At 41.9% G+C, this 22,220-nt stretch carries 27 protein-coding genes; 12 read left to right on the forward strand and 15 right to left on the reverse strand.

The window, feature by feature from the left end; genetic code table 11:
• Nucleotides 1–13: 13 nt before the first annotated feature.
• Together galE and NST59_RS17760 are read right to left on the reverse strand one after the other, a co-directional pair.
• The gene (gene galE, locus NST59_RS17755) at nt 14–1,006 is read right to left on the reverse strand and encodes a UDP-glucose 4-epimerase GalE (protein WP_039182383.1); all 993 of its coding nucleotides are present in this window, start codon (nt 1,004–1,006) and stop codon (nt 14–16) included.
• The gene (locus tag NST59_RS17760) at nt 1,006–2,187 is read right to left on the reverse strand and encodes a galactokinase (RefSeq protein ID WP_059377294.1); all 1,182 of its coding nucleotides are present in this window, start codon (nt 2,185–2,187) and stop codon (nt 1,006–1,008) included. Before NST59_RS17760 ends, galE begins: the two co-directional genes overlap by 1 nt.
• A 181-nt stretch (nt 2,188–2,368) precedes the next feature.
• Between NST59_RS17760 and NST59_RS17765 the strand changes: the two genes are divergently transcribed.
• Nucleotides 2,369–3,214 (forward strand): AraC family transcriptional regulator, encoded by an 846-nt coding sequence (locus NST59_RS17765; protein ID WP_039182386.1) that lies wholly within the window; start codon nt 2,369–2,371, stop codon nt 3,212–3,214.
• Nucleotides 3,215–3,248: 34 nt separating this feature from the next.
• Here the strand turns inward: NST59_RS17765 and NST59_RS17770 are convergent, their stop codons facing one another.
• Together NST59_RS17770 and NST59_RS17775 are read right to left on the reverse strand one after the other, a co-directional pair.
• Entirely contained in the window at nt 3,249–3,506 is a 258-nt protein-coding gene (locus NST59_RS17770; RefSeq protein WP_039182389.1) for a hypothetical protein, read from the reverse strand.
• 27 nt (nt 3,507–3,533) lie between these two features.
• Nucleotides 3,534–3,965: a GtrA family protein gene (locus NST59_RS17775; RefSeq protein WP_039182392.1), complete on the reverse strand. Its 432-nt coding sequence runs from the start codon at nt 3,963–3,965 to the stop codon at nt 3,534–3,536.
• Nucleotides 3,966–4,372: 407 nt separating this feature from the next.
• Between NST59_RS17775 and NST59_RS17780 the strand changes: the two genes are divergently transcribed.
• The 6 genes from NST59_RS17780 (at nt 4,373) to NST59_RS17805 (ending at nt 8,783) form a co-directional block, all read left to right on the forward strand.
• Complete coding sequence (locus NST59_RS17780) at nt 4,373–4,513, forward strand: anti-repressor SinI family protein (RefSeq protein ID WP_008345506.1); 141 nt, start codon at nt 4,373–4,375, stop codon at nt 4,511–4,513.
• Between the two features lie 300 nt (nt 4,514–4,813).
• A complete protein-coding gene (locus NST59_RS17785; protein ID WP_144489854.1) occupies nt 4,814–5,503 on the forward strand; it encodes a class I SAM-dependent methyltransferase in 690 nt (229 codons plus the stop codon).
• Complete coding sequence (locus NST59_RS17790) at nt 5,496–6,164, forward strand: glycosyltransferase family protein (RefSeq protein ID WP_059377220.1); 669 nt, start codon at nt 5,496–5,498, stop codon at nt 6,162–6,164. Before NST59_RS17785 ends, NST59_RS17790 begins: the two co-directional genes overlap by 8 nt.
• Before the next feature lie 107 nt (nt 6,165–6,271).
• Entirely contained in the window at nt 6,272–6,586 is a 315-nt protein-coding gene (locus NST59_RS17795; protein ID WP_024423845.1) for a DUF485 domain-containing protein, read from the forward strand.
• On the forward strand, nt 6,583–8,124 hold the full coding sequence (locus tag NST59_RS17800) for a solute symporter family protein (RefSeq protein ID WP_024423846.1): 1,542 nt from the start codon (nt 6,583–6,585) through the stop codon (nt 8,122–8,124). Before NST59_RS17795 ends, NST59_RS17800 begins: the two co-directional genes overlap by 4 nt.
• 320 nt (nt 8,125–8,444) lie before the next feature.
• Nucleotides 8,445–8,783, forward strand: a complete 339-nt coding sequence (locus NST59_RS17805) for a DUF4288 domain-containing protein (RefSeq protein ID WP_129193191.1) — start codon at nt 8,445–8,447, stop codon at nt 8,781–8,783.
• A gap of 25 nt (nt 8,784–8,808) precedes the next feature.
• Here NST59_RS17805 and NST59_RS17810 read toward each other — a convergent pair whose 3' ends face one another.
• The 4 genes from NST59_RS17810 to cidR all read right to left on the reverse strand — a co-directional run bounded on the left by NST59_RS17810 (nt 8,809) and on the right by cidR (nt 11,701).
• On the reverse strand, nt 8,809–9,183 hold the full coding sequence (locus tag NST59_RS17810) for a nuclear transport factor 2 family protein (protein WP_047203665.1): 375 nt from the start codon (nt 9,181–9,183) through the stop codon (nt 8,809–8,811).
• Nucleotides 9,184–9,316: 133 nt separating this feature from the next.
• Entirely contained in the window at nt 9,317–9,985 is a 669-nt protein-coding gene (thiE, locus tag NST59_RS17815) for a thiamine phosphate synthase (RefSeq protein WP_064498818.1), read from the reverse strand.
• Nucleotides 9,972–10,796 carry a hydroxyethylthiazole kinase gene (gene thiM, locus NST59_RS17820; protein WP_341040877.1) on the reverse strand — a complete coding sequence of 275 codons (825 nt, stop codon included), beginning with the start codon at nt 10,794–10,796 and terminating at the stop codon, nt 9,972–9,974. The genes thiE and thiM overlap by 14 nt, the downstream gene beginning before the upstream one ends.
• A gap of 17 nt (nt 10,797–10,813) precedes the next feature.
• Entirely contained in the window at nt 10,814–11,701 is an 888-nt protein-coding gene (gene cidR / locus NST59_RS17825) for a cidABC operon transcriptional activator CidR (protein WP_039182411.1), read from the reverse strand.
• 165 nt (nt 11,702–11,866) lie between these two features.
• On the opposite strand from cidR, the gene NST59_RS17830 reads away from it, so the two are divergent.
• Together NST59_RS17830 and NST59_RS17835 are read left to right on the forward strand one after the other, a co-directional pair.
• Entirely contained in the window at nt 11,867–12,250 is a 384-nt protein-coding gene (locus tag NST59_RS17830) for a CidA/LrgA family holin-like protein (protein ID WP_081258486.1), read from the forward strand.
• A complete protein-coding gene (locus tag NST59_RS17835) occupies nt 12,244–12,924 on the forward strand; it encodes a CidB/LrgB family autolysis modulator (protein WP_039182414.1) in 681 nt (226 codons plus the stop codon). Before NST59_RS17830 ends, NST59_RS17835 begins: the two co-directional genes overlap by 7 nt.
• Nucleotides 12,925–13,134: 210 nt before the next feature.
• On the opposite strand, the gene NST59_RS17840 is transcribed toward NST59_RS17835, so the two are convergent.
• On the reverse strand, nt 13,135–14,316 hold the full coding sequence (locus NST59_RS17840; protein WP_126682478.1) for a class I SAM-dependent rRNA methyltransferase: 1,182 nt from the start codon (nt 14,314–14,316) through the stop codon (nt 13,135–13,137).
• Nucleotides 14,317–14,434: 118 nt separating this feature from the next.
• Between NST59_RS17840 and NST59_RS17845 the strand changes: the two genes are divergently transcribed.
• Entirely contained in the window at nt 14,435–14,818 is a 384-nt protein-coding gene (locus NST59_RS17845) for a VOC family protein (protein ID WP_039182421.1), read from the forward strand.
• Nucleotides 14,819–14,905: 87 nt separating this feature from the next.
• Here the strand turns inward: NST59_RS17845 and NST59_RS17850 are convergent, their stop codons facing one another.
• From NST59_RS17850 to NST59_RS17860, 3 genes are all read right to left on the reverse strand, one after another.
• Nucleotides 14,906–15,634 carry an amino acid ABC transporter ATP-binding protein gene (locus NST59_RS17850; protein WP_039182423.1) on the reverse strand — a complete coding sequence of 243 codons (729 nt, stop codon included), beginning with the start codon at nt 15,632–15,634 and terminating at the stop codon, nt 14,906–14,908.
• Complete coding sequence (locus NST59_RS17855) at nt 15,631–16,275, reverse strand: amino acid ABC transporter permease (RefSeq protein WP_024423856.1); 645 nt, start codon at nt 16,273–16,275, stop codon at nt 15,631–15,633. The genes NST59_RS17850 and NST59_RS17855 overlap by 4 nt, the downstream gene beginning before the upstream one ends.
• A gap of 70 nt (nt 16,276–16,345) precedes the next feature.
• Complete coding sequence (locus NST59_RS17860; RefSeq protein WP_064498820.1) at nt 16,346–17,110, reverse strand: transporter substrate-binding domain-containing protein; 765 nt, start codon at nt 17,108–17,110, stop codon at nt 16,346–16,348.
• Nucleotides 17,111–17,628: 518 nt separating this feature from the next.
• Here NST59_RS17860 and NST59_RS17865 point away from each other — a divergent pair.
• Entirely contained in the window at nt 17,629–18,714 is a 1,086-nt protein-coding gene (locus tag NST59_RS17865; RefSeq protein WP_058838469.1) for a Rap family tetratricopeptide repeat protein, read from the forward strand.
• A gap of 19 nt (nt 18,715–18,733) precedes the next feature.
• Nucleotides 18,734–18,874: a hypothetical protein gene (locus tag NST59_RS17870; RefSeq protein WP_180272453.1), complete on the forward strand. Its 141-nt coding sequence runs from the start codon at nt 18,734–18,736 to the stop codon at nt 18,872–18,874.
• Nucleotides 18,875–18,918: 44 nt separating this feature from the next.
• On the opposite strand, the gene NST59_RS17875 is transcribed toward NST59_RS17870, so the two are convergent.
• The 3 genes from NST59_RS17875 to NST59_RS17885 all read right to left on the reverse strand — a co-directional run bounded on the left by NST59_RS17875 (nt 18,919) and on the right by NST59_RS17885 (nt 22,151).
• Nucleotides 18,919–19,551, reverse strand: coding sequence for a GTP pyrophosphokinase (locus tag NST59_RS17875; RefSeq protein WP_039182427.1), 633 nt, complete (start codon nt 19,549–19,551; stop codon nt 18,919–18,921).
• A 93-nt stretch (nt 19,552–19,644) separates the two neighbouring features.
• Nucleotides 19,645–20,658 (reverse strand): ABC transporter permease, encoded by a 1,014-nt coding sequence (locus tag NST59_RS17880; protein ID WP_144489848.1) that lies wholly within the window; start codon nt 20,656–20,658, stop codon nt 19,645–19,647.
• Nucleotides 20,655–22,151: a sugar ABC transporter ATP-binding protein gene (locus tag NST59_RS17885; protein ID WP_247543922.1), complete on the reverse strand. Its 1,497-nt coding sequence runs from the start codon at nt 22,149–22,151 to the stop codon at nt 20,655–20,657. The genes NST59_RS17880 and NST59_RS17885 overlap by 4 nt, the downstream gene beginning before the upstream one ends.
• Nucleotides 22,152–22,220: the final 69 nt, after the last annotated feature.

Raw genomic sequence — 22,220 nt, forward strand, 5'->3', positions numbered from 1 at the left:
TGCCTGTTACGCGTTATTTACTCTGGTAACCGTCTGGATGCTTCTGAAACCAATCCCACGCACTTTGAATAATGGTGTGAAGGTCAGCATATTGAGGTGTCCATCCTAATTCCTGCAGCGCTTTTTCAGAAGAAGCAATCAGCTTTGCTGGATCTCCCGCGCGTCTGTCAGCCACCTGTGCTGGAATCGCATGCCCCGTGACGTTTCTTACAGCATCTACTACCTGCTTCACGGAGAAACCTGTGCCATTCCCTAAGTTATATGTTGCACTTCCTTTTCCAGCACGCAGACGATCAACTGCTAAGATGTGCGCCTCTACTAAATCCATGACATGAATGTAATCTCTAATACACGTGCCGTCCTCTGTCTCATAATCATCACCGTAAATCATGATCTGATCTCGTTTTCCTAAAGCCACTTGCAGAATGATCGGAATGAGGTGTGTCTCAGGCTGATGATCCTCTCCGACAAGTCCATCTGTATGAGCGCCAGCTACATTAAAGTAGCGAAGCACGACGTATTTCATTCCATATGCCTGCTCAGACCACTTCAGCATTTTTTCAATCGCAAGTTTTGTTTCTCCATAAGGATTAGTTGGGTTCGTCTCATCCGTTTCAACGATCGGCACACGCTTTGGTTCACCATACGCAGCTGCGGTTGAAGAGAAAACGATGTGTTTCACATCAAATTCATTCATCACCTGAAGTAAAGCTGTTGCTCCCCCAACGTTGTTGTCATAGTACTTTAGCGGGTTTGTTACACTCTCACCTACAAGTGAATCTGCGGCAAAGTGCATAACCGCTTCTATTTGATGCGTTTTGAAAACCTGTCTTAAAAAATCTTGATCTCGTAAATCTCCCTCTTCTAAAACAGCTCCCTCCAAAACAGCTTCTTTGTGGCCTGTCTGCAAATTATCCACTACTACTACTTGTTCACCTTTCGCTAATAGAGCCGCTACAGCATGACTGCCAATGTACCCTGCTCCCCCGCACACTAAAATCGTCATTACACTTCCTCCTTCGTGAGTTCTCTTGCGCCGCCTCCAATTCCAGCTGTGTAAAAAGAGGCTTCAATACCTGTCTTCTCTTGATAAATCGCACCCGTTTCTTCTATAAATGATGCCAGCTGCTTTTCTTTCACAATACTGATCGTGCAGCCGCCAAAACCCGCGCCCGTCATACGGGAGCCAATCGTTCCAGGATGGAGCCAAGCGGCTTCTGCCAGAGTATCCAGTTCAAATCCAGTCACTTCATAATCATTCTTTAAAGAGAGATGAGATGCCTTCATAAGCGCACCTATTTCTTCCATTTTATCATCTTTCAGAAATTTGACTGCTTTTATGGTTCGGTCGTTTTCTGTCACCACGTGCCTTGCACGTTTGCGGCATGTTTCATCCTGAATCAAGTGGGCATGCTCGGCAAATTCATCAGCCGTGAGCTCACATAAGTGGACTAGATCGATTTCTTTTCGCAAATCGTTTAAGGCTGATTGACACTCTGACCGGCGTTCATTGTATTTGGAGTCTGCCAGTGTCCGCTTTTTGTTTGTATTGGCAATGACAAGCGCCAGCCCCTCTTGCCGAAACGGACTGTATTCAAAATCAAGGGTATCGCAATTAAGCAAGATGGCGTGATCTTCTTTTCCAAGAGCGATTGAAAACTGATCCATAATGCCGCAATTGACGCCAATAAATTCATTTTCTGCACGCTGCGAAAGGAGGGCAAGACGGGCACTTGAAACGCCGAATGAATGCCATTCATTGATAAAGACAGCGGTGACAAGCTCGATGGAGGCAGAGGAAGACAGCCCTGCGCCATTGGGAATATTGCCGCCGTATACAATGTCAAAGCCTTCTTCTATCTTCATCCCTGCTTCGATAAACTGATGGAACACGCCCTTCGGATAATTCGCCCAGCCGTCTGACTCCAAGTAAGCGATTTCAAAAAGGTCGAATTCTTTCACACCATCGCCATCAAAGTTCAAGGAATACATTCTCACGCGGCCATCTGACCGCTTTGCACATGCTGCATATGTACCGAGAGTGAGCGCACAAGGGAATACATGACCTCCATTGTAATCTGTATGTTCACCAATCAGGTTCACTCTTCCCGGGGCAAAAAAATAGCGAAGTTCTTCTTCTCTATCCCCAAATTGCTGGTGAAATGCCGTGCGTAACATATCGATCATATCCATTCCCCTTTTCTCTTCTGATACTCTTATTTTAGTTGCCTGAACTGCGTAAGTTCAATGGTAAAAAAATCGTTAAAAAATACCCTTTTTTTGCTGTGAATGGTACGATGTGATATGAGGTGTACTATGATTCAAAATAGAAAAAGGTTGTTTTTTGCTGTGAAGGAGGTTTTCCAATTTGAAGAAGGAAGCATTTGCATTTCGTTTTCACCATTCTGATGTTACATTGCCGGCACAAATATGGTCTGTTGGCTGGGAGGTTCAATCATCTTCGTTATACAGCTGGAATGGCGTGGAGCGGAAGGATCAGGGCAAGTGCATCTTTCAGCTCACACTGTCTGGACACGGCATGATTGAAATCGGACAGAAGCGGTTCAAAGTCTTGCCAGGGCAGGCCTTTCTTGTGAAAAGCCCAAGTGCCTATCAATATTATTTTCCAGAAGACAGTGAGCATTGGGAATTTCTCTATTTGACGCTTTATGGGGACGCCTGCGATCTTTGCTTTGACCAATTTATAGATCAAGGAAAGCAGGTCATGCGTTTTCATCCTAATTCCAAACCGATCCGCCTGCTGAAGAAAATTTATGATGAAGCCAGTGAAAGACGGATTACCAATCCATTTGAGGGGTCTAGCCTTGCTTATCAATTTGTCATGGAACTGTATTCATATTTGCCAAAGCTTGAGGGACAAATGGAGAAATGGCCTGAGCCCATCGTTCAAGCGGCCTTGTTTGCCAGCCATCATTTTCACGAGGAAATTGGCCCAGACGATATGGCAGCTGCGGCACGTTTATCCAAAAGTCATTTTACGAGGGAATTCAAAAAGGCCACTGGCTTCACACCTATTCACTACTTAACCAATATCCGGTTAGAGAAGGCGGAAACATTACTAAAAACAACGAAATACTCGATTGAAGAAATTGCCATACAGTGCGGCTACCGAAATGCGAATTACTTGAATAAAGTCTTTCGAAAGAAAATTGGCATGTCTCCAAAGCAAATGCGGGAAACAAGCGATGCATAATAAAAAGCAGCCGCTTTATCATTGGCTGCTTCTTTTACGCTTTTGACAGGTCAACATGAATTCTCCCTTGTCTTAAAACAATGGTCATTTGCGTATCAGGGGTCATTAAGTTTTCTAAAATGTCCGTTGCCGTTTGAAGCGCAATGTCCATTCGGTTGATCTTTTCCTTTTCTTGTTCCGAAAACGCTTCAGGATGTGCGGTCATTTCTTTGACTAGCCTCAGCACTTGTTCATGCTGCTTTTCTGTTTGTTGATATATGGCATCATATAAGTCGTCTGACCTGCTGCTCATTTCACATCACCTATCTTTTTTTATGTGTTAAATCGCATCTTCTTTTGTTTTCTTGAAGACGAACCATTTACTGGCGACATAATTGACCACCACAATCACAAAGTTGACGAGAATTTTTGCGACGGTTTCATTGAGCGCCATTTGGCTCACAAATAAAATCATCAGCCCCAGATCTACACCTAGAGACATGAGACGAACACTAAAAAATGAAGAAAGCTCACGCATGAGGCTTTTTGTGTCACGAGCCTTTTGCTTGAAGACATACTTCTTATTGGTGATATAAGCAAAGAGAACAGCAAATACCCATGAAACAACCGTAGCTGTTTTGTAATCCATGGAAAACATCTCAACGAATAAATAGAAGCTGACGATATTGACAATGGTTGTACACACACCCATCACAAGATACATGACAACTTCTCGATACTTTTGAAAAAGGCTATACATGTCTTTCTTCATTCCTTCTTGGTGGTTTCTGTTTCTTTTAGAATACCATCTTAAGAAGAACTTCCCAAACGAACAATATGTACGTCCTGCAAAGATGAAATTTGTTCTACTCGATGGCAAATGTCAATACAATTGGTTTATATGAGTCAAATGTTTTAGGTCTTTTTCATTATTTTAATTTATAATCTTTCAACTGACATAACAATTGTTTATTATTAGAAGTAAGATTTCAATATTTATGGGTTTTTTAGTCATTTTTTTAGGGACGTGGTAGGTGATAGATTTTACAAAATAGGTTAAATGTCATCATTTTTCGACAAAATTTATTTTGTGCTGTTTTCAACCACACGTACAGTTACTAGACGGTTTGTTCAAGTCATTGGTTGCAGTGAATATGTCTTATTGAACTGGAGGATATTATGGATACGCAAGTGAAAAGAAGAGTTGACGAAGAGTGGGTTTATTTGATTCAGGAAGCGAAAAAAATTGGACTAGGCATCGAAGAAATACAAGCCTTTTTAACATCCAACGGTGATCAGAAGATGATAAACAAACCGTAAATCAACGCCGTTATCCTTTGTCTTTCAGACTGCTTTGGCTAAAAGTTCTGACCTGTCAATTGACCTTTTGAAAATCCTTTCATGACGATACGCTACAATAATTGAACACCTCTCCATACCAATCCCTTCACTCAATGGGGTTCTGTCTTTCTATATTAGGAGGACAGTCCACTTCCCGTTCTCTATATGATCCCTTTTTAGTTGCATTCATGAAAATTGTCCTTCTCTCGTTATAAAACCAAGCTGCCCACCCATATATTAACCATGAAAACAACGAGAAAGCAGAAAGGTGGGTAGAGCGTGAGTTCAGATTCCCTTTCGTATTATCACCAAAAAAAGGATCAGTATTATCATGGGGTAAACCCGGTCATCGTCAGTCGTATTCGCGCGGAATGGACGTCTTTATTGGATATCGGATGCGGCACAGGCAAGCTTGGAAAAGTCCTGAAACAAAAGGGCCGAACCATCTATGGCATTGAGTCATTTGAGGACGCAGCAAAAGAGGCTGAGCAAGAGCTAAATCATGTTCTCTGCGGAAATATTGAACAGATGGCTCTCCCTTATGACCATGAACAATTTGACTGCATTATTTTCGGAGATGTCCTCGAGCACTTATTGGACCCTTGGGCCGTTTTAAAAAAGGTGAAACCCTTCCTTAAAAAAGAGGGTGCCATCTTGTCATCTATTCCAAATATCGGCCACATTTCAACGGTTTTAGAATTACTAGCCGGCAGATTTACTTATACAGATGCAGGGTTAATGGATCAAACCCATTTACGCTTCTTCACGCTTCACGAAATACATGCACTCTTTCATTCAGCGGGTTTTCGCATTCGCGAATTCGAGGCTATTCGCGTACAGCATCCTTCCTATGCAGGCGTGTTGAATGACCTACATGAATTACTCATGAAACACGGCATTCGTTCTGATTTTCACGAGGCTGCTACAGCCTATCAATATGTAGTCGAGGCGGTTCCATTTCATGAGTAATCCGACCATCCTGTTTGTTTTATGTGTAAATGATGAATCGATGTTTCAGGCTTGTTTCCGGCAGCTCGCTTCGCTTCCGGCTCCTCATGGATACCATGTGGAGGTCTTACCAATCAGACAGGCATCAAGTATGACCTCTGCCTACAATGAAGCCATCACTCATCCAGCTCAGTTTAAAATTTATCTTCATCAGGATACCTTGATTGTCAAACAGCATATGCTGCTTGAGCTCATCCCCCTTTTTTTACAAAATCCATCACTTGGCATGATTGGCGTGATTGGAGCAGAAAACGTGCCTGACAATGGAATTTGGTGGGAGAGTGCTGATTGTAGGGGAAAAGTCATTGAATATCGCCACGACACCTATCAGCTGCTTTCCTTTGAAAGAGGCCGTCAGCAGCCCGAAGTACAAGATTATATTAAAGCTTCGGCTATTGATGGTCTATTCATGGCAACACAATACGATGTAAGATGGCGTGAGGACCTCTTTGACGGCTTTCATTTTTATGATGTCTCGCAGTCCTTCGAATTCACTCAGCAGGGCTATGAAGTTGGAATTGCAAAACAAGAAGAGCCTTGGTGTATTCATAAATGCGGAGATCATTTTGACGCAGAAGCATATGAAAAAGCGAGAGAACAATTTCTTGCAAATTATCGATAGAAAGCACCCTTTTCGGGTGCCTTTTTTATGATATACTGTCATAAACAGCCAGATCGTCTCATATGCATTGGAGTACCTTGTCCCTAATTCGTACAAAGGAGGAAACAATGGCAGACAAAAAAGTTCATTATAAGAAGGTTGCCGCTTCAGAGGATTTTCGAAAACTTCTTGAGGAAAAACGCAGATTTATCGTACCGATGACGATTTTCTTTTTTCTCTTTTACTTTTCACTTCCGGTCGCTACATCCTACTTCACCTTTTTGAACACGCCGGCAATTGGCGCGATCTCATGGGCTTGGTTATTCGCCCTCACACAATTTGTCATGACCTGGGTTTTATGTGGACTTTACGCAAAAAAAGCAGCTAAGTTCGACAATTATGTAAGCGCTTTAAAAACTGAATCAAGAGGTGATGACGAATGAGCATGACCGCGTTTATTTTGTTCGTAGCGATCGTAGGTCTCACATTGGTCATCACATATTTTGCTGCGAAAAAAACAAGCAATGCGAGTGATTTTTACACAGCAGGCGGAGGTTTGACCGGGTTTCAAAACGGTCTTGCCATTGCTGGCGACTATATGTCTGCTGCATCCTTTTTAGGGATTGCTGGAATGATCGCGTTAAACGGATTTGACGGCTTTTTCTATAGCATTGGTTTTCTAGTAGCGTATCTTGTCGTTCTTTACGTTGTGGCTGAACCGCTACGAAATCTAGGGAAATATACGATGGCAGACATGATCGCTGCACGATTTAAGCGCCCTGCCATTCGAGGGGTTGCCGCCTTTAATACCATTACAGTCTCCACTTTTTATATGATTGCACAGCTTGTTGGAGCAGGTGCGTTAATCAAGTTGCTTCTTGGCATTGATTACTGGATCGCAGTGCTGATCGTGGGTGTTCTGATGACCATTTATGTCGTGTTTGGCGGCATGATTGCGACCAGCTGGGTACAGATCACAAAGGCTGTGCTTCTCATGCTTGGGACGCTCATTATTTCTCTGCTTGTGTTTGCAAAGTTTGATTTTAGTCTGCTAAAGATGTTTGAACAGATGAAAACTGCAACCCCGCTTGGTGAATCGTTTCTTCACCCGGGAAATAAATATGATGTGCCTTTAGAAACCTTGTCTCTTAACCTCGCCTTAGTGCTTGGGACAGCAGGTCTGCCGCACATTTTGATTCGTTTTTATACAGTAAAGGATGCGATTTCTGCGCGAAAATCGGTTCTTTCTGCTACTTGGATCATCGGGATTTTTTATTTAATGACGGTTTTCCTTGGCTTTGGTGCTGCTGCCTTTGTTGGAACAGAAGCGATCACAGCAGCAGATGCAGCAGGAAATATGGCCGCACCTCTTCTGGCACAAGCCCTTGGAGGAGATTTATTATTTGCCTTTGTTTCCGCTATCGCCTTTGCGACCATATTAGCAGTGGTGACTGGTCTTGTTTTATCCGCCGCGTCAGCTTTTGCCCATGACTTTTATAGTCAGATTATCCGCAAAGGAAAAGCGAGTGAGCGGGAGCAGGTGAAGGCGGCACGCTTTGCTTCAATCGGCGTGGCGATCCTCTCCATCATTCTTGCATTATTTGCCCAGTCCTTAAACGTCGCTTTTCTTGTGTCTCTTGCCTTCGCAGTCGCAGCGAGTGCGAATTTACCTTTGATTATCTTCACTGTTTTTTGGAAACGATTTAACTCTACAGGTGCCATCGCCGGAAGCTTAACAGGCCTTCTGAGCGCACTGATTATCGTCTCGCTCAGCCCAAGCGTCTGGGACCCATCAGGAGCAGCCATCTTCACAGGAGAGCCGCTCATCCCGCTGTCGAACCCTGGGATTATCTCGATTCCACTCGGATTCCTTGCCGCATACTTAGGCACGATATTCTCGTCTGAAAAAGCAGATGAAGACACCTTTACGGAAATTCAAGTAAAGGCACATACAGGCATGCATATGGATACTGATTCATAAGGAAAAGCCGGCTGCTCAGCCGGCTTTTTTTGTGTTCTTCTGTTCAAATCTCAGTAAGGTATAAATTGGCTTTTCAACTTATTTTTATACTTCTCTAATCTGGCAACCCTTCTAAACGTGATGAGAGAGCAGCATGTAATGAGGATTAACAGAATTTCATGAACTTCCCCTCTGTTATCAACCACACTCTTCATTCCTATCCCTCTCCGTAATGAATCTATTTATCGTTATGAATTCCCTGCAAGATGTCATTCCTATGTTATCATGTTATACACATACTGGAAATTATTTAAATCGACACGAAAGAAGTGGGATGACGTATGCAAAGGATTTATTCCGCAAAATTATTATTCGAATCCATCTCATCACCAAGCAATATACCCGATAAAATCTTTGAAGAACGAATCGTCTTGGTAAAAGCTAAGAACCAACTGCAAGTGAAGGAAATAGTCAAACAAGGCTTCCCAGAGGAAACCTATGATAATGCAGAAGGTGGCCAAACTAACATAAAATTAGCAGCCATTCTAGATATTTTTGAGCTTGTCGATCACTTAGAGCAAAAATCACTACACTTGAGTGAAGTGTATAGCCGCCACCTTATTTTTGATGAAGAAACTTCTGTTCAAGAAGCCATCGAGGCCTATTCTTTAGACAAATAAAAAAGCCGGCTGCTCAGCCGGCTTTTTAATAGCGCTGGAATAACTCTGGGTTTTTCGGAACGTTTTCTAAATAAACGATCTTCCCTTGGTCGTCCAGCTCTGCGATATCAATTCCTTCTGCTGTATAGACACGGCCATCTGAAAGCTTTCCGCACACGGCCCAGTTTGTTTCATACTTTCCATCTTCTCTTTTAATCCATCCATCCCACATATGCTTAATGTCATCATGTACGTGGAAAAATGTGTTCAAAAATTGTGTGAATGCTTGGATTCCAGGCCTCCGGGCGCCATTTAAGACAATCATGACATCGTCAGAAAACAATGCCAGCAATTCATCCAGTTGCTCCTGCCCTTTTCCTGCTTCATCGTATCGGCGAAAATACGTATCGAGCACTTCCATGTTCATTCTCCTTTATTTACCTGTCATTTCGAAAACAATCGAACTATATAATTGTACACAATTGTTTCTCGCCTGTCTATTTTCCCCTACATAAGAAAAGACATGAATTGATTCAATCCATGTCTCCCTCAGATCAAAGAGATGCTTTTTCTGCTTCAACAAGTGATTTCAGCTTTTCTGCTGCTTTTTTTGGATCGGCGCTCTGGCTAATAGCACTAATGATGCTTACACCATCTGCTCCAGCTTGTATGACTGGTGCAGCGTTGTCGTATGTGATCCCTCCGATACCCACAATCGGAATTTGAAGGCCATGACGGCGGACTTCAGTAATCAAAGACACCCCCTGGACACTGCGTGTATCCTTTTTCGTTTCCGTTGGATAGACTGGGCCCATCCCGACATAATCTGCTCCGTCTTTCATGGCTTGTTTCACTTCATCTAGGTTATGCGTCGACACGCCTAATATTTTATTCCCGATCCTTTGTCTGACGTCTTGTGCGTTTGCGTCTTCCTGTCCAACATGCACGCCATCTGCATCAAGATCAATCGCTAGCTGTACATCATCATTCACAATAAAAAGAACATTTGCTTCTTGGCAAAGCGCTTGAATTTGACGAGCCAATTGTTTCTTCTCTTCAGCCTGCAAGGCGTTTTCACCCTTTTCACGAAATTGAAACATGGTGATTCCGCCTTGAATGGCCTCGTTCACAACATCAAGCGGCTGTCTCGTTGAATTTGCTGTTCCCATAATAAAATAAACCGATAATTGCTGTTTGATTTGCTCTTGGTCAGCCTTTGTCATGTGAAATTCCCCCTAATTTCCCTAATGTCAGAACATCATCGCCGGTTGTGTGTTCTAGTGCGTTTAACAATTCCATTTGAAAGGTCCCCGGTCCTTTATCCTTTGTGTGCAGAGCTGCCTTTTCAGCTGCCACACCATAAAACAGCAATGCAGCGGCCGACGCATGAAGCAGCCTTTCACCTGCTGCACAAAATGCTCCAATGATAGATGTCAGCAAACAGCCGGTTCCTGTCACCTTGGTGAGCCATTCATGTCCATTATGAATGGACAGCACCTCATTTCCATCTGACACCACATCGACTTTTCCTGTGATCACCACTATTGTCTGAAGTACAATGGACGCTTGTTTGGCTAATGCCGATACATCTCCATTCGCCGCTTTCGCATCAACGCCTTTTGACTCCCAGCCGTCCACTCCAAGTAAATGAGCCACCTCAGCAGCATTTCCTCTGACCACGGTCATTTTCACATTCTCTAACAGCTGTTTAGCTGCATTCGCTCGAAACGTTGTCGCACCGACGCCGACAGGATCTAACAAAACAGGTACACCTTTTTCATTGGCGGCTTGTCCAGCGAGAATCATGGCTTCCACCGTCTCCTTGGTCAGTGTGCCAATATTAAGCACAAGTGCATCCGCTAATTGCGCCATTTCAGCCACTTCTTCTTTGGCGTTTGCCATGACTGGCGAAGCACCTAAAGCAAGCAGTCCATTCGCTGTGAAATTCGTCACGACTTGATTCGTGATATTATGAACGAGTGGATTTTCCTCTCGAACCTTCTCCAATAAATGAGACGCGCGGCTTGTTTTCATCTGTATCATCCTCCCTTTTACTCTGCATCCCACACGTAAGATTTCGTATGCTTTAACCATTCTCTTGCCGCAAACGACAAATAACGGTCTTTTCGCCAAATGACACCTAAATGCCACGGGATTGATGGGTTTAGGGAAATGACCTTTACCTTTTCAGGATCAAGATCACGGCAGATTCGTTCTGGCAGAAGTCCAATCCCTAAGTTTTCAGCTACCATTTCACTAATGAAATCCCACTGAGACGTTTCATAAATGACATTTGGCCGGAATCCCGCATTCATACATTCATTTAAAATCCGGCTGTGCAGAACAAAATCTTCTCTAAAGAAAATAAACGACTCTTCCCTTAAATCAGCTAAATGTACCTCCTCACGACCGGCCATCGGATGAGATGGATGCGTCACGAGCTTCATGTTCTCTTTAATAATGGTGTACGTATGAAAAATTTTATCATTTGCAGGCAGAACAATGACACCAATATCTAACGACCCATCCTCGACCCCTTCCTCTACTTTAATGGAGCCGTGCTCGACCAATTGAAATGTGACATCTGGATATTGCTGGCGGAATTCTCCCATGACATTCGGGAAGAAACTTGACCCAATCATCGGGGGCAATCCGATTCGGATATGACCTTTTTTCACATTCATTAAATCATTTAATTCGCTCGTTAAATTCTGAAATGACTGCGTGATTTCACTCGCCTGTGTATACATGGTTTGGCCGGCATCTGTCATTTCAACCTGCCGTCCATTTCGGTAAAACAACTGCACCCCCAGCTCATCCTCCAGGTTTTTGACCATCTTGGAAATGGTCGGCTGTGATACGTAAAGGGACTGCGATGCTTTCGTGAAGCTCTTTAACCTTGCCACTTCTAAGAAATATGTTAAATGTCTAATGTCCACATGCTTCATCCTTCCTATAGACAAAAGGAATAATTACTATTCGATATATGTATTTTACCTATAACTAAACGTGCTGTACACTTTAAAGTAAGCTCATCAATTGGAACGTTGTCATGTTTTTGTGAAATAGTGAACAATTTATATAGAAAAAGGAGTGAACAGAAAGTGAAATTGCTCAAAAAGCCGCTGATTGCTGCCCTTCAGATTATGGTCTTGTTTATTTTTGCGAAATTCATGAATGTGCTGGCGGCCTTTTTGCATTTAAGAATCCCGGGCACGATCTTAGGCATTCTTGTCATTTTCTTATTACTTCATTTTAAGATCATTCAATTAAAATGGATAGAACTTGGCGCCGTATGGCTGCTCGGAGAACTGCTGCTTTTCTTTATTCCATCAGCAGTTGGTGTCATTGATTATGGAAAACTGCTTTCTCAATCTGGCACAAGTATTATCCTTGTCGTCTTAATTAGTACGTTTGTGGTCATGCTCTCAACTGGTATCATGACGCAAATGATTGCGAAACGAAAGGAGCGAAAAAAGCTATGTTAGTTGGCGGACTATTTCTGATCTTAACAGTTCTTTTATATCTCGGATCAAAAGCGGTGTACAAACGGCATCCAAAGGTTTATGTCTCACCATTACTTGTCACTCCGCTTGTTCTTGTCGTCTTGCTGTTAATCGTCAACATTCCTTACGATGCTTACAATCAAGGCGGGAAATGGCTCACGAATATGCTGCAGCCTGCGACTGTTGCTTTTGCCATTCCTTTATATAAGTATTTTCATATCCTGAAGAAGCATGCAGTGGAAATTCTTTTGAATGTGGCTTGCGGCTCTATCATTGCGATTTTATCAACGGCATTTATCGCCAAGTTATTTCATCTGGACACAGGCCTTATTGAGAGCCTTGTCCCAAGATCGGTCACAACACCTGTAGCAATGAGTGTGTCAGAAATGATCGGCGGCATGCCGTCCGTTACGGCTGTCTTTGTCATTTTAACCGCACTGTTTGGATCGATTATCGGTCCAATGGTGATCCGTTACTTCCGCATCGATAATGACATTGCCATGGGCGTCCTGCTTGGAACAGGTGCACACGGTGCAGGAACATCGAAAGCCTTTGAAATGAGCTCCGTCTCAGGGACGATCTCAAGTGTATCGATGATTATTTCAGCCATTATTACATTATGTGCAGCGCCGATCCTCATGTCGTTTGCCTTATAAAAAAAGCTATTTCCCTTATAGGAAATAGCTTTTAGATTGTTGACAAAATGCTAAAATGTTCTTTATTTTAGCACTTTGTCTTCTTTTCAGCATGATAGAAAACCTTTGCAGCCCTAGGAAGGACGAGTACCGGAGCGCAGACCTGCGGGCGAATGCGAGGGTTTGTCTACACGCTGAAAGCCATTTCCCTTATTGGAAAGTGGCTTTTTCTTATGCTTGTATGAAGACAACCTTTAAATAGTTCCCTTCAGGATAATTCTTCGTTGTACGGAAATCCTCAGGAAGAGAATATTCTTCAAGTATCCGATAGCTTTGCCCTGATTCTTTAAAGGCCTGCGCAATAAATCCTTTGAACTTCTTCATGCCAAATGCACTGCTATTCGTTGATGCCACAATGACGCCGTTCTCAGCTGTGATTTGGATGGCTTCTTTTAATAGCTTCTTATAATCCTTTGCCGCACTGAATGTGTGCTTTTTCGTTCGTGCAAAGGATGGCGGATCTAAGATAACGAGATCATAGGTCCAGCCTTTTTTCGCTGCAAACGGAAAATATTTAAAGACATCCATGACTTTGATATCCTGCCCGTCCACATCAATATCATTGACTTCAAACTGCTCAGATGTTTTTTTCAAGCTGCGGTTTGCAACATCCACACTTGTCGTACGGCTCGCTCCACCAAGCGCAGCTGCTACTGAGAAAGCACCTGTGTAAGAAAACGTATTGAGCACAGTCTTTCCCTTTGCATAACGATCTCGAATCGCTTTTCTCACATGACGCTGATCAAGGAAAATGCCCGTCATCGCACCATCATTTAAGTAAACTGCTACGTTCATGCCATTTTCTTTCACGATGAGAGGAAATTCACCTTTCTCTCCCTTCACAAAATCATCATCTTCTATATACTGTCCAGACGTATCAAACCGTTTCTTTTCATAAATACCTTTATAGTCTGGATATACTTGCTCAAGTGCAGCCAATACTTCTGCCTTTAATGTATAGACTCCTTCGCTATACCATTGGATGAGGTAGAATCCGTCATAATGATCAATCGTGACGCCGCCAATTCCATCCCCTTCTCCGTTGAACACACGAAAAGCAGTCGTCTGTGCATCACGAAATAAATGCGTTCTGCTTTTTGCTGCCTGCTCAAGCCTAGAGACAAAAAAAGCTTGATCTATTTTTTCGTTTGCATCAAAGGTTAGTACCCAGCCAATTCCTTTGTTTTGCACACCATAATACCCTTTTCCTAAAAAAGCGCCCCGCTCATCCACCCATTCAATGAGCTCGCCTTCCCGTACACCGTTCACATGCGATACTGCATCTTTGGAAATGAGCGGATATCCCTTTTTCACTTGTTCCGCAAATGTTTGTTTTAATGAGATTTTTTTCATTTGTGTCATCCTTATCCTAAATTGACTCTCTCTATCCTACCATATGAATGTATACGTTACTTCTATTATGATAAGATGAGGAGAAAAATATCAACATGACATAGAGGAGGCACTTCTTTTGACGACATTACGCTTAGATCATACAGGTATTATGGTTTCGAATATTGATCAATCGATTGATTTTTATGAAAAAGTGGTGGGGATGAAATTAAAGGACCGCATCACTCATACAAATGGAGTGATTGAGCTTGCATTTCTCGGTTTTAAAGATGAAGCAGAAACGGAAATTGAGCTCATACAAGGCTACAGCAGTGACCTGCCATCTGAAGGGAAGGTCCATCATCTCGCCTTCACAACAGACAATATTCATGCTGAATTCAATCGTATTCAAAAGCTGCAAATTGAATTAATCGATGAAGAAATCACGACATTACCAAATGGATATTGCTACTTCTTTTTCAGAGGACCAGATCAAGAATGGATCGAATTCTTCCAGCGCTAATATTTCCTAGGAAATCGTGCCGCTAAATCTATCTTCCATTTATTCATAAAGAAAAGAGTAAGAGCATATACATGCCCTTACTCTTTTTTATAACACCTTACTAAGAAATGATTTTGTACGCTCATGCTGTGGGTTTCCAAAGAGGGCTTCCGGTTTGTCTTCCTCAACAATATATCCGCCATCCATAAAGATGACACGGTCTCCCACCTCTCTTGCAAAGCCCATTTCATGTGTCACCACAATCATGGTCATGCCTTCGACAGCTAATTGTTTCATTACAGCTAATACATCCCCTACAACTTCAGGATCAAGAGCTGATGTCGGCTCATCGAATAATAGTACTTTCGGGTCCATTGCCAAGGCTCTTGCAATGGCAACACGCTGTTTTTGTCCACCGGATAATTGGTTAGGGTAGCTTTGGGCTTTGTCTTTTAAGCCGACTTTTTCAAGCAAGTCTAGCGCTTTTTCGGCCGCTGCCTTCTTTTCAATGCCTTTTACCTTTATCGGTGCGATCGTAATGTTTTCTAAAACAGTTTTATGAGGAAATAAATTAAAGTGCTGAAACACCATGCCTACTTCTTGTCGTACTTTATTGATATTCACCTTTGGGTCTGTAATCGTGTGTCCGTGGACAACGACTTCTCCAGCAGTGATATCTTCTAATTTATTGAGGCATCTAAGAAACGTGCTTTTCCCTGATCCAGAAGGACCAATGACACACACTACTTCCTTTTCCTCGATGACTGCATTAATATCCTTTAAGACTTCGTGATCGCCAAAGGATTTCTTTAAGTTTTTTACCGTAATCATACTCATTTGATATCAAATCTCCTTTCTGCGTAGCTAGCCAGTAGAGAAAGTAAATAAATGATCACGAAATAAATGACACCGACAATGAGCCAGACATTCAATGGATCAAATGTAGCCGATGCTTGAACTTGTCCTCGCTGCATAATATCGGCAATCCCGATAATAGATAAGAGAGATGTATCTTTCAAGCTGATGATGGCTTGGTTTGTAATCGCTGGAAGCATGCGGCGGAAGGCTTGCGGAAGGACGATAAAGCGCATGTTTTGTCCCCCTGTAAAGCCTAATGAGCGCGCAGCTTCTGTTTGCCCTTTATCAATGGACTGAATCCCTGCACGAATAATTTCTGAGAAATAAGCCCCTGCATTAATTGCTACTGTTATAATCCCTGCGGGCACTCGATCAAGCGAAATGAATTCCAGTGTATTCAAACCAAAATAAATGAAGAATAGCTGTACGATAAATGGTGTGCCTCGAATGGCATTCACAAAGACGAGTGCGATGAAATTTAAGATTTTAAATGGTGACAGACGGAATAATGCCACAATTAACCCGATGATAAATCCTAAAATGATGGCAACAACAAAGATATATAAAGTGGTTTGCAAACCATCCATTAAATACGGAAATGCATTAATAATTGTATCCATGTTTCTCCCTCCCTAATTCACATACGGCTGACACATAAAGAAAGCGCGCTCGGAGCGCGCCTCGCTTGTGTTATGACTTCAAATATTTATCAATAATTTTGTCATATTCACCGTTTTTCTTTAGGTTCTCCAGACCTTTATTGATTTTCTTCAATAGGTCTTGATTTTTCCCCTTCATGACAGAGATACCATACTGGTCTCCATTCAAGCGGTCTCCAACTGTTTTCAATTTTAAATCTTGTTGTGCGATCGCATACGTAATGACAGGATAATCCTCAATTAAGGCATCTGCATTTCCGTTTGATACTTCCTGGAACATAGATGGGCTGTCATTAAATTGAACGACTTCATACCCATATTTATCTGCGTTATCAGATGCGAACTTTGCACCAGTCGTCCCGTTTTTAACAGCTAGCTTTTTCCCCTTTAAATCATTAATTGATTTGATGCTGCTGTCCTTTTTCACAACAACTGTCAGCCCAGCGTCGAAGTAAGGATCTGAGAAATCTACTTTCTTCTTACGCTCATCTGTAATACTCATCCCGCCCATTCCAACATCAAGCTGTCCTGCCTGCATTGCTGGAATGATACCTGAGAAGTCCATAGCTTCCAGCTTCACTTTGAAACCTTGATCTTTCGCGATTGCATTAATTAAATCAACGTCTATGCCTTCATATTTACCGCCCTTTTCAAATTCAAATGGCGGATACGTTGTATCTATCCCAATTTTATATGTGCCTTTGTCTTCTCCCGAACCACTGTCTGATTTTGATCCACAGGCTGCCATGACAAGCACAACAATTAGTCCCATGATCAATAACATCGATTTCTTCATAAAACACGACCCCCATTGTCAGTTTTGTCTAAATATTCGCAATAACAATAATACTATAACACGCTAAAGCTATAGTGTGTGATGTTTTTTATCAATACCAAAGATCCATACAATTCTAGATCAATAGTCTCTTTAAATTTTACTTTTTTGCGAATAACTCATTTTATTCTAAAAGAAGAGTCATTCACAATTATAATGTAAGATAATCTCACAAAAAAATGAGACAGCACCTTGATAAATGATGTTTCTTTCTAGTATACGAAAGCAAACTCAACAACCGGCTTCCACTCTTTATTGATATTGTAGTATATTTTTTTCAAAACCCTCTTTTTACCTAAAAATATGTAAGCGTATACAAAATGTCTCTTCTCCCTATTTCTTTCACTACTGGTTGAATTTACATCAAAAAACATGTTTTACAAACTGCATGAGAGAGCTTAAAATATAAGAAGATACTGGAATATGGAAAGTTGATTCAAAAGAACGGATTTTGATAGATGAAGAAAGGAGGATAAGAATTGGCAGAAGCAGGTGTTTTGTCGTCCGTTGATGTAGCAAATATGCTCAATGATTGGTATGTCATGATGAAAAAAAGAGAGATACAAGGTGCCATCCAGTTAAAAGAAGACATTCTTCAGGCGTTTGATCGAATGGAAGAAAATCAAGACGTCTTACTTTACTATCAACTGCTAGAGTACCGTTTTAAAGATCTAATAGAAGATACAGCTTCGTTAGATCATAGTCTTTTTGTTGATGAAAATGCCATCCGTACGGATGATATGCTCAGCTATTATTTCTATTTCTTTAAAGGGATGTATGAAATGCGCAGAGGCAATCAGGATACGGCATTTCACCATTTAAAATTGGCCGAGGATAAATTAGATCTCGTACATGATGACATTGAAAAAGCCGAATTTCATTATAAAACAGGGTGTCTTTACTATAATATCAGGTCCACGCTTCTCTCCATCCACCACTTAAAGAAGGCTTCATCTATTTACGACGCAGATCCATGTTATGTGAAAAAATCAATCAGCTGTCAAATGATGCTTGCTTTGAATTATGCGGATCAGTCGAAATATGATGAGGCAGAATCGTTGTTCAAAGAAGTGATTCATTCACTAGAACAGATGGAAGATCCAGATTTGCTTGGACACGCCTATTGTAATGCAGCCTTTATTAAAAGTCTAAGAAATGAATACAGTGAAGCTGTGCCACTCCTAGAAAAGGCTTTAATGATAGAAACATTCGAAACTTCTTCTCCAGGCGGCTATTTACTTGCCATGTACGCCTACACAAAAGCACTATTTAAGCTGAAAAAGCCAGGTTTGTTCCACTATTATGTACAGCTTTCACTTCAAAAAGCAGAAAATTTAAAACAACGAAACATTTCACTTAAATTATCCATTTTAGAAACACTTATGATTCAGCCAGACAACATGATTGAGCAAATCAAGTCTTATTGTGATCAATTAGAATCGATGAATTTCCTTGTTGATCTTGAAGCTATTTGTCAGGATGCAGCTGCTTACTTAATGGATCTTGGACTTCATGAAGAATCCTCTTATTTTAGAAACAAGGCATTATCCTTAAAAACTTGTTAAGAATATGGAGTGATGTATGATGAAGAAATGGCTTATCACAAGTGCGATTTTTACCCTCTTGATAACAGGTGTTTCTATTGGTGCTTCCGTTCAAAAAGACAGCAAATCTGCACAATCTCAAGATATCATTCAAAAGAGGGATCGTGGAACCAACCCTTAATATGAAAAAAGCAGCTGTGATCAAAACAGCTGCTTTTTTATGTGTTAATCAATTTCTCGTTTGATATTTTGCATTTTTTCATCTAAGTAATGGGCAATATCTGCGGCTTCCTTCAGTTCATCAGTCAGTTGATGAGGAACATCGTTTTGCAGTTTATAATAGATTTTATGCTCTAGACTCGCCCAAAAATCCATCGCTATGGTCCGTACCTGAATCTCAACCTTCACATACTCCACACGATTCGTTAAGTAGACAGGAATCTCAACAATTAAGTGAAGGCTTCTGTAGCCATTTGGTTTCGGATGTTGAATGTAGTCCTTCACTTCAAGGATCTTTAAATCCTCTCTTTGCCTCAATACATCCATAATATTATAGATATCTTGAATAAAAGAACAGATGATGCGGACACCTGCGATATCATGGATATGCTCCTTGGCACATTGTGTTGTGATGTCGCATCCTTTTCTTGCTAGTTTATTCACGATGCTTTCAAAGGATTTGATCCGTGATTTTGTATGCTCTATAGGGTTATGTCCATGGATTAAATTATACTCCTGACTGATAATCGAAAACTTTGTATCCATTTCATCTAATGCAAATTTATATACTAATAGTTCATTTTTCCAGTCTTCCATGACATTTTTCAAATCTTCAACATGAGTTGCTGACATATTCATTTTCTTTGTCATCTCCTTTTGGGAAACGGCAGCTGTACCGCTTTCCGTTTACTAGACGGAGAGAGGACTCGAATGGTTTTAAAAAATACGCAGTTAGCCTCTTTGTTTGTAATAGGTCAGCGCCAGTGCAAGAGCCAGCACAGAACCTTTCACAATATCCATTGCATAATAAGGAACAGACATCATCACAAGCCCATTTTGTAAGATTCCGATGAGTACAGCCCCGATAAAAGTACCAAATGCGTTTGGCTTACCTGCTCCCATGACGGAAAAGCCGATAAAAGCAGCCGCTACTCCATCCATTAAATATGGTGCACCAGCATTAATTTCTGCTGTCATCACCCTTGATGCCAGCACGATACCTCCGATCGCTGCAAATAACGCAGAAAGCAGATAGGCCGCAATTTTGTATTTGTTCACATGAATGCCAGACAATCGAGCCGCTTCCTTATTCCCACCGATGATGTACATGAATCTGCCATGCTTTGTGTAGGTCATGAAAACATGCGCAAATAGAACAATGGCAGCCATAATGAGAATGATATATGGCACCTGTCCGATTTTGCTAAAAAAGGCAGGGATCGTTCCCGTTGAAAACGTGCCATCGGGCAGCACCATATTTTCAGAAATGGTCGCCCCTTTCGTATACGTTTGAGCCAGCCCTTGAATGATAAACATCATGGCTAATGTCATGAGCATATCTGGAATTTTCATTTTGACGATCATCCATGCATTTAACAATCCAACAATGATAGAAGCCGCTAGTGCAGAAAGGATGGCAATCAGTGGGTTTTGCGAGAACCATACGAACATAGAAATGACAATGGCATTTGACAGCGTAGCGACTGATCCAACTGATAAATCAAAACCGTTTACTGCCAATGAGATGGTTAAGCCCACCGCAATGATGGTCACAATTGAGATAGACCGTAAAATATTGATGATATTTCCCGATTGCAAAAACGCTGGATTCGCTGCCGCAAATACCACAATCAACACGACAATGGTTAAAATCGTCCCATATCGATAAAAGAAATCAAACAGATGAAAGGGTGGCCGCTGTTTTTTGATTTGCTGCACAGGGGCTGGAATTTGTTGTTCGCTCATGATTGTCCTCCTGTTGAATGATATAAAAGCTCCTCTTCAGTCGTCGGTGCAGTCATTTCCCGGGCAATGCTGCCATCATATAACACGTATACGCGGTCAGCGATACCTGCAATCTCTGATAGCTCACTCGACGCATAAATGACAGATTTTCCGCGGGCGGCAAGCTCTGCGATCAAAGTGAAAATATCTTTTTTCGCTCCAACGTCTACACCTTTAGTTGGTTCATCAAAGAGATACACATCTGCCTCAGCCAGCAGCCATTTTCCGATGGCAACCTTTTGCTGATTTCCACCAGATAGGTGCTTCACCTTTGCTTCAAGAGACGGCGTTTTGACACCAAGTCGTTTGACGATGTCGCCTGCACCCTGCTTTTCCTTCGAACGATGTAAGAAGCTGAATATCCGTGAAAATGAATGAAGACTTGCAGCCGTTAAGTTCCACCCCACGCTCTCTTCGGTCAGAACCCCTTCTTTTCTCCGCTCTTCAGGCACAAGAGCTATTCCAGCTCTCACAGCTTGATGAGGCGATGTGATGTGAATGGTTTGACCATGCAGCTGCACAGTCCCCGTCTTTTTTTCTGAGGCACCGAAAAGGGCTTTGCACAATTCTGTTTTTCCAGCACCGACAAGTCCTGCGATCCCGAGAATTTCTCCTTTTTTGACATAAAAGTGAATGTTGTTTAATTTGTTTTGATCGTTTAGCTCTTTCACTTCAAGCACAATAGGTGCATCTTTCAAAGGTTTGCGAGACGGGAATTGTTCCTCTAATGGCGCACCTAGCATTTCTTCAATGACTTGCTGCGGATTTGTGTCTTTGACAAGGTGGGCTGCCACATCCGTTCCATTTCGCATCACTGTCAGTTCATCACAGATGGTGAAAATTTCAGGCATGCGATGGGAGATAAACACGATCCCTGTCCCATACTGTTTCAGCCGATCAATCATGGAGAATAATTTGCTTGTTTCTGCATGACTAAGCGGAGCTGTTGGTTCATCTAAGATTAAAATGCTGCATTGAATGGAAACGGCCTTAGCAATGAGCACCATCTGTTTTTCAGCAAGGGTCAGATCGCTGACAAGTCGTTTTGTGGAGATGTCGATGTCCATTTCTTTTAATAACTGAGCCGCCTTGCGATGCAGCTCTTTCCAGCTGACAAATGTTTTTTTCTCAATCTCATGCATCATCATATTCTCGCCAACACTTAAGTAGGGAACAAGAGCCATATCCACTTCTTGATGGACCGTCTGCACACCATATGAGGATGCATCCTTTGGGGTTTGAATGGTTGCCGCCTGGCCATTGATGTGGATGGTTCCGTCGAAGTGGGAATGAGCGCCAGAAAGAACTTTCATTAACGTGGACTTCCCAGCACCATTTGCTCCAATTAGTGCATGGACCGTCCCTTTTTTTAATGTGAAATTCACTTGATCTAAAGCTTTGACCCCTGGGAATTCAATTGAAATATTTTTCATACGAACAAGCGGCGCTGTCATGGGTGTCCTCCTTCTCTTGATATCATCTGAAAAACGAAACACCCTCTATGGAAAGAGAGTGCACGTCGC

The organism is Bacillus sp. FSL R5-0439 (assembly GCF_038008805.1).
Classification (GTDB): domain Bacteria; phylum Bacillota; class Bacilli; order Bacillales; family Bacillaceae; genus Bacillus; species Bacillus safensis.